The sequence below is a fragment of the Yinghuangia sp. YIM S10712 genome, from assembly GCF_051388935.1.
Classification (GTDB): Bacteria; Actinomycetota; Actinomycetes; order Streptomycetales; family Streptomycetaceae; genus Yinghuangia.
In genome coordinates this window covers 149543-163916 of the sequence record NZ_JBPKBI010000008.1, presented here as the reverse complement: position 1 = coordinate 163916, position 14374 = coordinate 149543, and the positions used below count along the sequence as shown (strand labels likewise).

At 70.5% G+C, this 14374-nt stretch carries 13 protein-coding genes; 1 reads left to right on the top strand and 12 read right to left on the bottom strand.

Annotation, left to right across the window (positions count from 1 at the left end; translation table 11 throughout):
• Window positions 1–78: 78 nt before the first annotated feature.
• The 11 genes from rpoZ to pyrR all read right to left on the bottom strand — a co-directional run bounded on the left by rpoZ (window position 79) and on the right by pyrR (window position 11819).
• Window positions 79–342 (bottom strand): DNA-directed RNA polymerase subunit omega, encoded by a 264-nt coding sequence (gene rpoZ, locus ACRX5W_RS18625; RefSeq protein WP_231777208.1) that lies wholly within the window; start codon window positions 340–342, stop codon window positions 79–81.
• Window positions 343–411: 69 nt separating this feature from the next.
• Window positions 412–975: a guanylate kinase gene (gene gmk / locus ACRX5W_RS18620; RefSeq protein ID WP_436789312.1), complete on the bottom strand. Its 564-nt coding sequence runs from the start codon at window positions 973–975 to the stop codon at window positions 412–414.
• A gap of 81 nt (window positions 976–1056) precedes the next feature.
• Window positions 1057–1374: an integration host factor, actinobacterial type gene (gene mihF, locus ACRX5W_RS18615; RefSeq protein WP_436789311.1), complete on the bottom strand. Its 318-nt coding sequence runs from the start codon at window positions 1372–1374 to the stop codon at window positions 1057–1059.
• Window positions 1375–1705: 331 nt separating this feature from the next.
• Window positions 1706–2536 (bottom strand): orotidine-5'-phosphate decarboxylase, encoded by an 831-nt coding sequence (pyrF, locus tag ACRX5W_RS18610; RefSeq protein ID WP_436789310.1) that lies wholly within the window; start codon window positions 2534–2536, stop codon window positions 1706–1708.
• 50 nt (window positions 2537–2586) lie between these two features.
• Window positions 2587–3696, bottom strand: coding sequence for a quinone-dependent dihydroorotate dehydrogenase (locus tag ACRX5W_RS18605; protein WP_436789309.1), 1110 nt, complete (start codon window positions 3694–3696; stop codon window positions 2587–2589).
• An 89-nt stretch (window positions 3697–3785) separates the two neighbouring features.
• On the bottom strand, window positions 3786–7097 hold the full coding sequence (gene carB, locus ACRX5W_RS18600; protein WP_436789308.1) for a carbamoyl-phosphate synthase large subunit: 3312 nt from the start codon (window positions 7095–7097) through the stop codon (window positions 3786–3788).
• The gene (gene carA / locus ACRX5W_RS18595; protein WP_436789307.1) at window positions 7090–8274 is read right to left on the bottom strand and encodes a glutamine-hydrolyzing carbamoyl-phosphate synthase small subunit; all 1185 of its coding nucleotides are present in this window, start codon (window positions 8272–8274) and stop codon (window positions 7090–7092) included. Before carA ends, carB begins: the two co-directional genes overlap by 8 nt.
• Window positions 8271–8930 carry a hypothetical protein gene (locus tag ACRX5W_RS18590; protein ID WP_436789306.1) on the bottom strand — a complete coding sequence of 220 codons (660 nt, stop codon included), beginning with the start codon at window positions 8928–8930 and terminating at the stop codon, window positions 8271–8273. The genes carA and ACRX5W_RS18590 overlap by 4 nt, the downstream gene beginning before the upstream one ends.
• Window positions 8927–10216, bottom strand: coding sequence for a dihydroorotase (locus ACRX5W_RS18585; protein WP_436789305.1), 1290 nt, complete (start codon window positions 10214–10216; stop codon window positions 8927–8929). The genes ACRX5W_RS18590 and ACRX5W_RS18585 overlap by 4 nt, the downstream gene beginning before the upstream one ends.
• Entirely contained in the window at window positions 10213–11193 is a 981-nt protein-coding gene (locus ACRX5W_RS18580; RefSeq protein ID WP_436789304.1) for an aspartate carbamoyltransferase catalytic subunit, read from the bottom strand. Before ACRX5W_RS18580 ends, ACRX5W_RS18585 begins: the two co-directional genes overlap by 4 nt.
• Window positions 11190–11819 carry a bifunctional pyr operon transcriptional regulator/uracil phosphoribosyltransferase PyrR gene (gene pyrR, locus ACRX5W_RS18575; protein WP_436789303.1) on the bottom strand — a complete coding sequence of 210 codons (630 nt, stop codon included), beginning with the start codon at window positions 11817–11819 and terminating at the stop codon, window positions 11190–11192. Before pyrR ends, ACRX5W_RS18580 begins: the two co-directional genes overlap by 4 nt.
• Window positions 11820–12215: 396 nt before the next feature.
• On the opposite strand from pyrR, the gene bldD reads away from it, so the two are divergent.
• Window positions 12216–12719, top strand: coding sequence for a transcriptional regulator BldD (gene bldD / locus ACRX5W_RS18570; protein ID WP_231777218.1), 504 nt, complete (start codon window positions 12216–12218; stop codon window positions 12717–12719).
• Window positions 12720–13072: 353 nt separating this feature from the next.
• On the opposite strand, the gene ACRX5W_RS18565 is transcribed toward bldD, so the two are convergent.
• Window positions 13073–14089: a LacI family DNA-binding transcriptional regulator gene (locus tag ACRX5W_RS18565; protein WP_436789302.1), complete on the bottom strand. Its 1017-nt coding sequence runs from the start codon at window positions 14087–14089 to the stop codon at window positions 13073–13075.
• Window positions 14090–14374: the final 285 nt, after the last annotated feature.

The window sequence follows — 14374 nt, the reverse complement described above, 5'->3', positions numbered from 1 at the left end:
CCCCGGCAACGACGGTCGTGCGGCTTGCCTCATGCGGGCGCCGTACAGGCCCGCTCTGCGGCGCAAGCCTGAGCGTTCTCAGCCCTCGATGGGCTCCGCCGTCAGCATGCCCGAGTTGATCTCGCGCATCGCGATCGACAGCGGCTTCTCGTGCACGTGGGTGTCGACCAGCGGGCCGACGTATTCGAGCAGGCCCTCGCCGAGCTGCGAGTAGTAGGCGTTGATCTGCCGCGCGCGCTTCGCCGCGTAGATGACCAGGCTGTACTTCGAGTCGGTGACCTCAAGGAGCTGGTCGATCGGGGGGTTGATGATGCCCTCGGGCGCGGAGGAGGTGACTGACAAGACAGGGCCTTCCTTGGGCGACCCGCGACCGTCGGGCGGCGTCAGCCGACGGCGGGGATCTCATTCGACTCAGGAAACGTTCATCAAGGCTAGCAGTTCGCGCGATACATCCTCGACGGACGTATTCACCAGCGTCACGTCGAATTCGGATTCCGCGGCCATTTCGACCTTGGCCTGCGCGAGCCGCCGCTCGATGACCTCGGGGGACTCGGTGCCGCGCCCGACCAGCCGGCGGACGAGTTCGTCCCACGAGGGCGGCGCGAGGAAGACCAACAGCGCGTCCGGCATGGCCCGGCGGACCTGACGGGCGCCCTCCAGCTCGATCTCCAGAAGCGTGGGGACGCCAGCCTCCTGGCGTTCCAGGACCGGCTGACGCGGTGTCCCGTAACGGTTGCCCGCGAACTCCGCCCACTCGAGAAGTTCGTCGGCGGCGATCAGTTTGTCGAACTGCTCGTTGTCGACGAAGTGGTACTGGACGCCGTCGAGCTCGCCGGGCCGGGGTGTGCGCGTGGTCGCGGAGACCGACAGCCATACCTCGGGGTGCTTGCCGCGGAGATGCGCGACCACCGTACTCTTGCCCACCCCCGAGGGGCCGGAGAGCACGGTGAGCCGCCGCTGGTGTTTGTCGTGCATGGTGCTGGTATCCGTGCCGATCTGCTCATGGCCGGCCGTCGTACGCCCGGGGCACCCCGGGCGGCGGCGTCCCGTCGGGGACTACTTGCCGCCGAACTCGCGCTCAAGCGACGCGATCTGATTCGTCCCCAGGCCGCGCACGCGACGCGTCTCGGAGATGTTCAGCTTCTCCATCAACTGCTTGGCGCGCACCTTGCCGACGCCGGGGAGCGATTCGAGCAGGGCCGAGACCTTCATCTTGCCGATGACGTTATTGGTCTGGCCCTCCTTGATGACCTCGCTCAGGGAGGCATTGGAGTGCTTGAGGCGGTTCTTCACCGCGGCACGCTCCCGCCGAGCCTCAGCGGCCTTCGCGAGCGCGGCTGCGCGCTGTTCGGGAGTCAGGTGCGGAAGAGCCACGCCGTGTCACCTCGGACTTCGATTGTTACGATCCACGATCGCCCCCCTTGGGCGACCGCAAGTGTGGAACCTAGCTGGTCACAGCGCCTGCGGCAACGCGAAACGCTCGACCGGGTGAGCTCCCGACGGAGCCTAGTCCGCGGAACGCGCCACGTCGCCCGAAACTGCCGAAAAGACCACCCCAGGGCAGGTTTGGCGCCGCATCGGGCAGCTTAGTGGAACTTCAAAACAGCAACTCTCCGGGGCAAATCGCCCATAATCTCGCCGGTTGGCCGGTGGCGCGATTCGCAATAAAAAATAGTCGGCAAAAACGCGGTCGCCACAAGTGCGGTCACCCGATCACGGTGCGGCACTCGTCCGCGTACCGTGCCGCCGCGTCACGCAGGGCGCCGACCGACGGCCCGTGGCGGAGCACTTCGCGGCTCACGCTGGGCACGACGTTGCGCACCGCCGCCCCGAACACCTCGGGCAGGTCCGCCGGCGTCGCCCCCTGCGCGCCGATGCCCGGCGCCAGCAGCGGCCCGTTGACGTCGAGGTCGACGCCGACCGCGCCGAGGGTCGCGCCGACGACGGCGCCGACGGACCCCAGGCCCTCGGATCGGGCGTTTTCCGCCGCGATGTGGCGGAGCATCACCGAGGCCACACTCGTCCCGTCCGCCGCGGTGGCGCGCTGCACCTCCCGGCCCTCGGGATTGGACGTGAGCGCCAGGACGAAAACGCCCGCCCCGTGCTCGCGCGCGACGTCGAGCAGCGGGGCGAGCGAGCCGAAGCCGAGGTACGGGCTCACCGTGACGGCGTCCGACGCGAGGGGGCTGTCGGCGGCGACGTACGCGGCGGCGTAGCCGGCCATGGTGGAGCCGATGTCGCCGCGTTTGGCGTCCATGAGGACGAGCGCGCCCGCCGACCGGGCGTCCGCGACCGCACGCTCCAGGACGGCGATGCCGCGGCTGCCGAACCGCTCGAAGAACGCGCTCTGCGGCTTGAGCACCGCGACGCGGTCGGCGAGGGCGTCGACGGTCGTGCGCGTGAAGGCCTCCAGGCCCGCGATGTCGTCGTCGAGGCCCCAGGCCCGCAGGAGCGCGGCGTGCGGGTCGATGCCGACGCAGAGCGGGCCGCGCTGGTCCATCGCGGTGCGCAGGCGGGCGCCGAAGGGCTGGGGCATGACGGTCTCGCTCTCGGGTCGGGGCGGGACGGGTGTCGACGGAAAACGGGTCACACGTGGCCGTCCGCGCCGAGGCCCGCGAGTGACGTGCGGCCTGCCGCGCGGAGCCGGGCGGCGAGCCCTTTGTGGATCGTGCGGCACCAGAACGGGCCGGCGTAGATGAAGCCGGTGTAGCCCTGGACCAGGGTCGCGCCTGCCTCCAGGCGCTCCCACACGTCGTCTGCGGTCTCCACCCCGCCGACGCCGACGAGGACGAGGCGGTCGCCCACGCGGGCGCGCAGCCGGCGCAGGACGGCGAGGGAGCGTTCCTTGAGCGGTGCCCCCGACAGGCCTCCCGCGCCGCACGCCTCGACCTCGGCGGGGTCGGTGCGCAGCCCGTCGCGGCCGATCGTGGTGTTGGTGGCGATGATGCCGTCAAGGCCGAGTTCGACCGCGAGGTCGGCGACCGCGTCGATGTCGTCGTCGGCGAGGTCGGGTGCGATCTTGACGAGCAGGGGGACGCGCCGGGAGCGCACGGTGCGGTCGGCGGCGTCGCGTACCGCGGCCAGGAGCGGGCGCAGGTGTTCGACGGCCTGGAGGTCGCGCAAACCCGGTGTGTTGGGCGAGGACACGTTGACGACGAGGTAGTCGGCGTACCGGGCGAGTTTTTCGGTGGAGGCGACGTAATCGGCCACGGCCTCGGATTCCGGTACTGCCTTGGTCTTGCCGATGTTGACGCCGAGCACCGTGGGCCGCTTGGGGCGCCGCGGTCCGCGTGCGTGCAGCCGGGCGGCGACGGCTTCGGCGCCGTCGTTGTTGAAGCCCATGCGGTTGACGATCGCGCGGTCCTCGACCAGGCGGAACAGCCGCTGCTTGGGATTGCCGGGCTGGGGCTGTGCGGTGACTGTGCCGATCTCGACGAAGTCGAAGCCCAGCGCTCCGAGTTCGTCGATGCCAAGGGCGTTTTTGTCGAATCCGGCGGCGAGTCCGAAGGGGCCGGGGAAATCGATGCCGAACGCGCGTACGGCGAGTGCGGGGTCACGCGGCGCGAGCACCTTGGCGACGGCCTCGCGACCGCCGGGGACCCGGCCCACCGCGCGGATGGCGGCGAAAGCCAGGTGGTGGGCCTGTTCGGGGTCGAGGTTGCGGAGGACGTACTTGAAGAACAGCGGATAGCTCATGGCCTGGAGGGGTCCTCGACGGAAGCGGTGGGCGCGGCATGGCGAGGGGTCCCCCGGAGGCATCGCCCGGGGGACCCCTCGTTCATTTGTCAGTTCTCGCGGGCGGCGATCAGATGTTCGGCGTGCTCCTGAAGGGACCGTACGCCTATGTCCCCCGCGGCCAGCGCCGCGATGCCCTGCACGGCGGCGGCGAAGCCCTGCACCGTGGTGATGCTGGGGACGCCGCGCGAGACCGAGGCGGTGCGGATCTCGTAGCCGTCGAGCCGGCCGCCGGTGCCGAACGGGGTGTTGACGATGAGGTCGACACCGCCGTCGTGGATGAGCTGCACGATGGTCGGCTCGCTGTTCGGGCCGGGGCCCTCGCTGTGCTTGCGGACGACCGTGGCGGTGACGCCGTTGCGGCGCAGCACCTCGGCGGTGCCCTGGGTGGCCAGGATCTCGAAGCCGAGGTCGACGAGGGCCTTGACCGGGAAGATCATCGACCGTTTGTCGCGGTTGGCGACCGAGACGAAAGCGCGGCCCTTCGTGGGGAGTGCGCCGTAAGCACCGGCCTGCGACTTGGCGTAGGCGGTCCCGAAGAACTCGTCGATGCCCATGACCTCACCGGTCGAGCGCATCTCCGGGGAGAGCACGGTGTCGACGCCGCGGCCCTGTTCGTCGCGGAACCGGCTCCACGGCAGGACCGCCTCCTTGACCGCGATGGGCGCGTCGAGCGGAAGCGTTCCGCCGTCGCCTTCGGCCGGGAGGAGGCCTTCCGCGCGGAGTTCGGCGATGGTGGCGCCGAGCGAGACGCGGGCGGCGGCCTTGGCGAGCGGCACCGCGGTGGCCTTCGACACGAAGGGGACGGTGCGCGACGCGCGCGGGTTGGCTTCGAGGACGTAGAGGATGTCCCCGGCGAGGGCGAACTGGATGTTGATCAAGCCTCGTACGCCGACGCCTTCCGCGATGCCGTGGGTGGCGGCGCGCAGGCGCTTGATGTCGTAACCGCCGAGTGTGATCGGCGGGAGGGCGCACGCGGAGTCGCCGGAGTGGATGCCGGCCTCCTCGATGTGCTCCATGACGCCGCCGAGGTAGAGGTCGTGGCCGTCGTAGAGGGCGTCGACGTCGATCTCGATGGCGTCGTCGAGGAACCGGTCGACGAGGACGGGGTGTTCGGTGACCAGCCCGGCGTTCTGCTCCAGGTAGGTCGCGAGTGATTCCTCGTCGTACACGATCTCCATGCCGCGCCCGCCCAGCACGTACGAGGGCCGCACGAGGACCGGGTAGCCGATCTCGTCGGCGATGGCCTTGGCCTCGTCGAACGAGAAGGCGGTGCCGTGCTTGGGCGCGGTGAGCCCGGCCTCGTGCAGGACGCGGCCGAAGGCGCCGCGCTCCTCGGCGAGGTGGATGGCCTCGGGCGGGGTGCCGGCGATCGGCACGCCGGCGTCCTTGAGCGCCTGGGCGAGGCCGAGCGGGGTCTGCCCGCCGAGTTGGACGAGGACACCGGCGACGGGCCCGGCCTGCTCCTCGGCGTGCACGACTTCGAGGACGTCCTCCAGCGTGAGCGGCTCGAAGTAGAGCCGGTCGGAGGTGTCGTAGTCGGTCGAGACGGTCTCGGGGTTGCAGTTGACCATGACCGTCTCGTAGCCCGCGTCGGCGAGTGCGAAGGCGGCGTGCACGCACGAGTAGTCGAACTCGATGCCCTGGCCGATGCGGTTCGGCCCGGAGCCGAGGATGATCACGGCGGGCCTGGTGCGCGGCGCGACTTCGGTCTCCTCGTCGTACGAGGAGTAGTGGTACGGCGTCTTGGCCGCGAATTCGGCGGCGCATGTGTCGACGGTCTTGTAGACCGGGCGGACCCCGAGCGCGTGCCGGACCTCGCGCACGACGTCTTCGCGCAGCCCGCGGATGTCCGCGATCTGGGCGTCGGAGAAGCCGTGCCGTTTGGCGTGGTGCAGCAGCTCGGGCGTGAGGTCGGCCGCCTCGGCAATCTCGCCGGCGATCTCGTGGATCAGCATGAGCTGGTCGAGGAACCACGGGTCGATGCGGGTGGCGTCGAACAGTTCCTCGGGCGTCGCGCCGGCGCGGATGGCCTGCATGACGGTGTTGATGCGGCCGTCCGTGGGGGTCGCGGCGAGGTCGAGCAGGCCGGCCTTGTCCCCGGGCGGGCCGGTGAAGGCGAACTGCGAGCCCTTCTTCTCCAGCGAGCGGAGGGCTTTTTGGAGGGCTTCGGTGAAGTTGCGCCCGATGGCCATGGCCTCGCCGACGGACTTCATCGTGGTGGTGAGGCTGGCGTCGGCGGCCGGGAACTTCTCGAACGCGAAGCGCGGGACCTTGACGACGACGTAGTCGAGCGTGGGTTCGAACGAGGCGGGGGTCTCGCGGGTGATGTCGTTGGGGATCTCGTCGAGCGTGTAGCCCACGGCGAGCCGGGCGGCGATCTTGGCGATCGGGAAGCCGGTGGCCTTGGACGCCAGCGCCGACGAACGCGACACCCGCGGGTTCATCTCGATGACGATGATGCGGCCGTCGTCGGGGTTGACCGCGAACTGGATGTTGCAGCCGCCGGTGTCGACGCCGACCTCGCGGATGACGGCGATGCCGATGTCGCGCAGCCGCTGGTATTCGCGGTCGGTCAGCGTCATGGCCGGAGCGACGGTGATCGAGTCGCCGGTGTGCACGCCCATCGGGTCGAAGTTCTCGATCGAACAGACGACCACGACGTTGTCGTTCTTGTCACGCATGAGTTCGAGCTCGTACTCCTTCCAACCGAGGATGGACTCCTCCAGGAGCACCTCGGTGGTCGGCGAGAGCGCGAGCCCCTGGCCGGCGATGCGGCGCAGGTCCTCTTCGTCGTGGGCGAAGCCGGAGCCTGCGCCGCCCATCGTGAAGGACGGGCGGACGACGACGGGATAGCCGCCGAGAGTCTCGACGCCGGCGAGGACGTCGTCCATCGTGTGACAGATGACCGAGCGGGCGGATTCGCCGTGGCCGATCTTCTCCCGGACGCGTTCCACGACCTCCTTGAACTGGTCGCGGTCCTCGCCCTTTTGGATCGAGGCGATGTTGGCGCCGATGAGTTCGACGCCGTACTTGTCGAGGACGCCGTTCTCGTGCAGCGCGACCGCGGTGTTGAGCGCGGTCTGGCCGCCCAGGGTGGGCAGCAGGGCGTCGGGGCGCTCCTTGGCGATGATCTTCTCGACGTACTCGGGGGTGATGGGCTCGACATACGTCGCGTCGGCCACCTCCGGGTCGGTCATGATCGTCGCCGGGTTGGAGTTGACCAGGATGACCCGCAGGCCCTCGGACTTCAGTACGCGGCAGGCCTGCGTGCCGGAGTAGTCGAACTCGGCGGCCTGGCCGATCACGATCGGGCCCGAGCCGACGACCAGGACGGACTTCAGGTCGTTGCGCTTAGGCACTCTTGCTCTCCTGGTTCTCCGATTGCGCGACCATCAGCGAGACGAAGCGGTCGAACAGATAGGCGGCGTCGTGCGGGCCGGCGGCGGCCTCGGGGTGGTACTGCACGCTGAAGGCGGGCCGGTCGAGCAGCCCGAGGCCTTCGACGACGTTGTCGTTGAGGCACACGTGCGTGACTTCGACGCGGCCGTACGGCGTGTCGCTGACGCGGTCCAGCGGTGCGTCGACGGCGAAGCCGTGATTGTGCGCGGTGACCTCGACCTTGCCGGTCGTACGGTCCTGCACGGGCTGGTTGATGCCGCGGTGGCCGTACTTGAGCTTGTAGGTGCCGAAGCCGAGGGCGCGGCCGAGGATCTGGTTGCCGAAGCAGATCCCGAAGAACGGCGTGCCGCGCTCCAGCACCGCCCGGGCGACGGCGACCTGGTGGTCGGCGGTGGCGGGGTCGCCTGGGCCGTTGGAGAAGAACACCCCGTCGGGGCCGACCGCGTAGACCTCCTCGACGGTGGCGTTCGCGGGCAGGACGTGGACCTCGATGCCGCGTTCGGCCATGCGCTGCGGGGTCATCCCCTTGATGCCGAGGTCGAGCGCGGCGACGGTGAACTTCTTGGTCCCGACGGCCGGGACGACGTACGCCTCGGTGGTGGAGACCTCGCCGGCCAGGTCGGCGCCGGTCATCTGCGGGACGCCCCGGACCTTGTCGAGCAGCGCGGCGTCGTCGGCGAGGCCGGTGCCGTCGGCGTCGAAGTAGGCGTCGCCGGAGAAGATGCCGACGCGCATGGCGCCGCGCTCGCGCAGGTGGCGGGTGAGGGCGCGGGTGTCGATTCCGGAGATGCCGACGACGCCGTACCGGGCCAGTTCCTCGTCGAGGCTGCGCCGCGAGCGCCAGTTCGAGGGGCGTCGGGCGGGGTCGCGGACGACGTAGCCGGACACCCAGATGCGCGACGACTCGGGGTCGTCGTCGTTGACGCCGGTGTTGCCGACGTGCGGGGCCGTCATGACGACGACCTGGCGGTGGTACGAGGGGTCGGTCAGGGTCTCCTGGTAGCCGGACATGCCGGTGGAGAACACCGCTTCTCCGAAGGTCTCCCCCACCGCGCCGTACGCGCGACCGCGGAACGTGCGGCCGTCCTCCAGGACGAGGACGGCGGGGCCCGCGGCCTTGACGGATGTTGCGGTCACTTCTGGGTGCCTTCCTGATGATGCGAAGCCTGGTCGGGCGCGGCGGCGGTCGGGGCCGGCACGTCGCCCGCGACGAGGCGGTTGACGGCGTCGACCCACGCGTCGTGCTCGGCCGCGTGGTCGCTGCGGAATCCTGAGTCGAGGAGGGTGTCGCCGAGTTTCCAGGTGACGACGAGCAGGCCGCCCTCGGGCAGGACCTTGCCGGCTGCGGCCTTCTCGAAGCGTGCCCCGGCGAGGTCGGCGGCCGGTACGAAGAAGCCTGCCGCGGCGGGCCGGTCGACGCGCAGGCCCTGGGCGGTGAGGGTGAGGGCGACGGTGCTGCGGGTGCCGAGGCCGTGCGCGACGATGCGGTCCAGCCAGTCGCCGGCGGTGGTCGAGCCGAAGTAGCGCCCGGTCAGTCCGGGCAGCAGCGGCGGCTCTTCCGCGCCCGGCTCGGCGGGGGCGGCCGCGGGGGCCGGCAGGTCGGCCTGGCGGCGGCCGCGCTTCTTCCAGGCGCGCCACATCAGCGCGTACGTGCCGAGGATGAGCACGACGAAGATGCCCGTCCACAGCAGGTACTGGCCCCAGTCGGAGACCGCCGCGGACTTCTTCTCGGCCGCGAGCAGGAACTCGGCCGCGCGCGGGGAGGTGCCGGTGCTTCCGTTGCTGATGGTCACGCGAGTTTCCCGTCGATCACCGTCGGTACGCCGCGCAGGAAGGTGGCCGCCACCCGGCCCGGCAGCTCCATGCCGGCGTAGGGGGTGTTCGAGCTTCGCGAGGCGAGTTCGGACGGTTCGACGGTACGCCTCGCCGCCGGGTCGACGAGCACCAGGTTCGCAGGTTCACCGGCGGCGATGGCGCGCCCGTGGCCGTCGAGGCGGCCGATGCGGGCGGGGCGTACCGACATGCGGTCGGCGACGCCGGCCCAGTCGAGCAGGCCGGTGTCGACCATGGTCTGCTGCACGATCGACAGCGCCGTCTCCAGGCCGAGCATCCCCATCGCGGCGACCGCCCACTCGCAGTCCTTGTCCTCGCACGGGTGCGGGGCGTGGTCGGTGGCGACGGCGTCGATGGTGCCGTCCGCGAGGCCTTCGCGCAGCGCGGCGATGTCCTCGGCGGTGCGCAGCGGCGGGTTGACCTTGTAGACGGGGTCGTACGAACGCACGAGCTCGTCGGTCAGCAGCAGGTGGTGCGGGGTGACCTCGGCGGTGACGTCCCAGCCCTTGGACTTGGCCCAGCGGATGATCTCGACCGAGCCGGCGGTGGAGACGTGGCACACGTGCAGCCGGGAGCCGACGTGGGCGGTCAGCAGCACGTCGCGGGCGATGATCGCCTCTTCGGCGACCGCCGGCCAGCCGCGCAGCCCGAGCATGCCGGAGACGGTGCCTTCGTTCATCTGGGCGCCTTCGGTCAGGCGCGGTTCCTGGGCGTGCTGGGCGACGACGCCGTCGAACGCCTTCACGTATTCGAGGGCGCGGCGCATGATCACGGCGTCGTGGACGCATTTGCCGTCGTCGGAGAAGACCTTCACGCCGGCGGCGGAGTCGTGCATCGCGCCGAGTTCGGCGAGGCGTTCGCCGGCGAGGCCGACGGTGACGGCGCCGACGGGGTGGACGTCGCAGCGGCCGGCCTCCTGGCCGAGGCGCCACACCTGTTCGACGACGCCCGCGGTGTCGGCGACGGGGTCGGTGTTGGCCATGGCGTGGACGGCGGTGAATCCGCCGAGGGCCGCGGCGCGGGTGCCGGTCTCGACCGTCTCGGCGTCCTCGCGGCCGGGTTCGCGCAGGTGCGTGTGCAGGTCGACGAGGCCCGGGAGCAGGATGTGGCCCGCGGCGTCGATGGTCTGCGCGGCCTGCGGGGCGTCGATTCCCGTGCCGACGCGGGTGACGAGGCCGTCGGAGATGAGCACGTCCTGTGCGTCGCCGCCAAGGACCTTGGCGTTCTTGATCAGGTACGTGCTCACGCGGTGGTCTCCTCGGTGGTGGTGGCGGTGGTCACGGCGGGCTCGGAGCCGCCGAGCAGCAGGTAGAGCACGGCCATGCGGACGCTGACCCCGTTGGTGACCTGCTCGACGATGGTCGAGCGGGCGGAGTCGGCGACCTCGGCGGCGATCTCCATGCCGCGGTTCATCGGGCCGGGGTGCATGACGATGGCGTGGTCCGGCAGCGCGGCCATGCGTTTGGCGTCGAGACCGTAGCGGCGCGAGTACTCGCGCTCGGTGGGGAAGAACGCGGCGTTCATGCGCTCGCGCTGCACGCGGAGCATCATCACGGCGTCCGCCTTGGCGAGCGTGGCGTCGATGTCGTACGACACGCTGCACGGCCAGGTCTCGACCCCGATGGGCAGCAGGGTCGGCGGCGCGACGAGGGTGACGTCGGCGCCGAGGGTGGCCAGCAGCAGAACGTTGGAGCGGGCGACCCGGCTGTGCAGGACGTCGCCGACGATCGTGATGCGGCGACCGTCGAGACCGCCCCGGGCGTCGGGGCCGCTCAGGCGCCTGCGCATCGTGAACGCGTCGAGGAGCGCCTGGGTGGGGTGTTCGTGGGTGCCGTCGCCGGCGTTGACGACGGAGCCGTGGAGCCAGCCGGAGTTGGCGAGGGTGTAGGGCGCGCCGGAGGCTCCGTGCCGTATGACGACGGCGTCGGCGCCCATCGCCTGGAGGGTGAGCGCGGTGTCCTTGAGGCTCTCGCCCTTCGACACCGAGGAGCCCTTGACGGAGAAGTTGATCACATCCGCGGACAGCCGCTTGGCGGCGGCCTCGAACGAGATGCGGGTCCGGGTGGAGTCCTCGAAGAAGAGGTTGACCACGGTCCGGCCGCGCAGGGTGGGGAGTTTCTTGATCGGGCGCTCGGCGATGTGCGCGAGCTCTTCCGCGGTGTCGAGGATGAGCAGCGCGTCGTCTCGGGTGAGGTCGGCGGCCGAGATCAGGTGACGCTTCACAGGGATTCTTCGTTTCCTTGGGTCGCGGCCGGGGGGACCTGGGCGGCGTCGCCGCGCATGCCGAGGAGGACGGCGTCGCGGCCGTCGTACTCCTCCAGCAGGACCTGGACCTTCTCGCGCAGCGACGTGGGGAGGTTCTTGCCCACGTAGTCGGCACGGATGGGGAGCTCGCGGTGCCCGCGGTCGACGAGGACGGCGAGTTGCACGGCGCGCGGGCGGCCGATGTCGTTGATGGCGTCGAGGGCCGCGCGGATGGTGCGCCCCGAGAAGAGCACGTCGTCGACGAGGACGACCAGCCTGCCGTCGATGCCGGTGGCCGGGATGTCGGTGCGCTCCAGGGCCCGTGCGGGCCTCAGGCGCAGGTCGTCGCGGTACATCGTGATGTCGAGGGCGCCGACCGGGACGTGGACGTCCTCGATGTCCTCCAGACGGGCGGCGAGGCGGCGGGCGAGCGCGACGCCGCGGGTCGGGATGCCGAGGAGGACGACGTCGCCGGCGCCCTTGGCGCGTTCGACGATCTCGTGTGCGACCCGGGTGAGCACCCGGGCGATGTCGGAGGCGTCCAGGACGGGCCGGGCGGTTGCCGGGTCCAGGTCACCGGGGCGCTGCGGTGCGGCCTTGGTCATGCGAGACCAGACCTCCTTCCCCGTCTCACGGGACGGGCTTTAAAGGACGTCGGTTTACGTTCCTCACCCTAGCAGGGACGAAATCGCTCCTGTTTTGTATGGTTCCTCCAACCGGATGGCCTGCACACTGTGCTGCCGAGGGCGTGTATTGCCCCGGCCGTACGTACCGGTTAGGCCGTTCGGCTTGACGGACGCAGATTACTCTGCGTAACCTCACAATGAGTGACCACCGGGCGAAACGCGACACTCGCGACGCGTCGGCCGAGGTTCCGGGCCGGCACCCCGATTCGTTCTCGGATCGGGCGGGATCGCGCGACGCAACGGTGGTGCCTCTCCCATCGGCTCAACAAGGAACCGGTGGGCCTTCACGGTCAGTCACCTGTTTTTGGGAGCCAGATGTCCAGCGACTACGCCAAGCAACTCGGGGCCAAACTCCGCGCCATCCGTACCCAGCAGGGGCTGTCCCTGCACGGTGTGGAGGAGAAGTCCCAGGGGCGCTGGAAGGCCGTCGTCGTCGGGTCGTACGAGCGCGGCGACCGCGCCGTCACGGTGCAGCGTCTCGCCGAGCTCGCCGACTTCTACGGTGTTCCGGTCCAGGAGCTGCTGCCCGGCGGCACGCCGAACGGCGCCGCCGAGCCGCCCCCGCGCCTCGTTCTCGACCTCGAACGCCTCGCACAGGTCCCGTCCGACAAGGCCGGGCCGCTCCAGCGCTACGCCGCGACCATCCAGAGCCAGCGCGGCGACTACAACGGCAAGGTGCTGTCGATCCGTCAGGACGACTTGCGCACGCTCGCCGTGATCTACGACCAGTCGCCCAGCGTGCTCACCGAGCAGCTCATCAGCTGGGGAGTCCTCAACCCGGAGGCGCGGCGCGCGGTCGACACCACGCCGAGTGTCTGAGCAAGGCACTTGACGCAGCGTCACACCATGGCGGGGCCGGGAGGCCGTACACCTCCCGGCCCCGCCGTCGTCATTGCCGGTGGGCAACACCCAGCGGTTGTCCGCCTTTTGCGACACTCCGTCCGCTGAGAGAGCATCGGGCGACGTCGACCGTNCGGGAGGCCGTACACCTCCCCCCCCCGCCGTCGTCATTGCCGGTGGGCAACACCCAGCGGTTGTCCGCCTTTTGCGACACTCCGTCCGCTGAGAGAGCATCGGGCGACGTCGACCGTGCCCCGAACGTCAGCATGCGGCACGGGTGCTGACGGAATGTCACCGGTCCCCGGGACGGCGCCGTCACCACACACCGGCCGTCAGCCGGATTCGCGGACGACGACGCGCGGATGCACCACCATGTGGTCGAAGTGCTTGAACGGACGCCCGGTCATGAAGGCGGTCAGCGCGTCGGCGGCGCCGCTGCCCATCGTCCGGGTGTGCATCGCGACACTGGTCAGCCGCGGCCAGACGAGGTCGCAGAACGGCAGGTCGTCGGCGCCGACCACGGCCACATCCTCGGGGACGGACCAGCCGCACTCGCGCAACGCCGACACGATCATCAGCGCGAAGTCGTCGTTGCCCGCGAAGACCGCCGTCGGCGGGTCGGTCTGCCGCTGCCAGTCGCGGACCACCGTGAGGACGTGGTCGCGGACGTATCCGACGTCGACCCGGTCGAGCCGGCAACCGGCCTCCTCCGCCGCCGACTTCGCGCCCTCCCAGCGTTCGTTCGCGAGCGCGGCGAGCGGCCCCGAGGGCACCAGGCAGGCAATGCGGCGGTGTCCGCGCGCCACGAGGTGGCGGATCGCGAGTGCGCCGGTGTCGCGGTTGTCGAAGATCGCGGTCGGCACCCCGGGGTGCTGCTCACGCCCCCACGCGAAGACCGCCCGCACACCGGCCCGGCGCAACACCTTCACGCCGTCGTCGGTGAGCCGGTTCGCCTCGGCGAGCACCGCGAGCGGGCGCAACGCGGCCCAGGTGCGCGCCCCGTCGGCACCCCGGGCGTAGCGGTCGCCGTGGATGAGCAATTTGAGGTCCTGGCGACGCAGACCCTCGGCGAACTCGTCGATGAACTGCTCCAGGAGCTGGCCCATCGGTTGGACCGGGAGCGGGAACAGGACGATGTCGCTGGTGCCGGAGCGCAGCGAGCGCGCCGGGGCACTGGGCGCGTAGCCGATCTCCTGCACCGCCTTGAGCACGCGCTCGCGCGTCTCGGCGCTGACGCGCGCGCCCGGCGGGGAGTTGAGGACGTACGAAACCGTCGACCGCGACACACCCGCAAGCCGGGCGACGTCGGCGCTGGTCGGGGGCTTGCGCCCGGATTCGGGCAGACTCATGGCCACGCACCTTCCCCACACCCCCCGAGACCGCGCTGCCCCGGCTCGCGGCTCGGGGTCGGACGACATCCCATGGGCGAGCACCTCTGTCACCCGTCAGCGGACTCGGTCACCGAATGCAACATGACAAATGCAAAACGACAATGCAATGTGACCAGGAAACCTTACTGTTTCCTCATCGAATCAGGGATGCTCCGAGCCCCCTGTTTGTCGTGGTCGCCGAAACCGGCCTGAAACACGAACACCGGTGCAGCGATTGCCGATCCGGGCGCACACCCGGCCCCG

Bases quoted from the DNA above. Each gene is read 5' to 3' on its own strand.
- pyrF (WP_436789310.1), bottom strand. From the start codon at position 2,536: ATGCCCCAGCCCTTCGGCGCCCGCCTGCGCACCGCGATGGACCAGCGC.
- bldD (WP_231777218.1), top strand. From the start codon at position 12,216: ATGTCCAGCGACTACGCCAAGCAACTCGGGGCCAAACTCCGCGCCATC.
- pyrR (WP_436789303.1), bottom strand. From the start codon at position 11,819: ATGACCAAGGCCGCACCGCAGCGCCCCGGTGACCTGGACCCGGCAACC.
- gmk (WP_436789312.1), bottom strand. From the start codon at position 975: ATGCACGACAAACACCAGCGGCGGCTCACCGTGCTCTCCGGCCCCTCG.
- ACRX5W_RS18605 (WP_436789309.1), bottom strand. From the start codon at position 3,696: ATGAGCTATCCGCTGTTCTTCAAGTACGTCCTCCGCAACCTCGACCCC.
- ACRX5W_RS18565 (WP_436789302.1), bottom strand. From the start codon at position 14,089: ATGAGTCTGCCCGAATCCGGGCGCAAGCCCCCGACCAGCGCCGACGTC.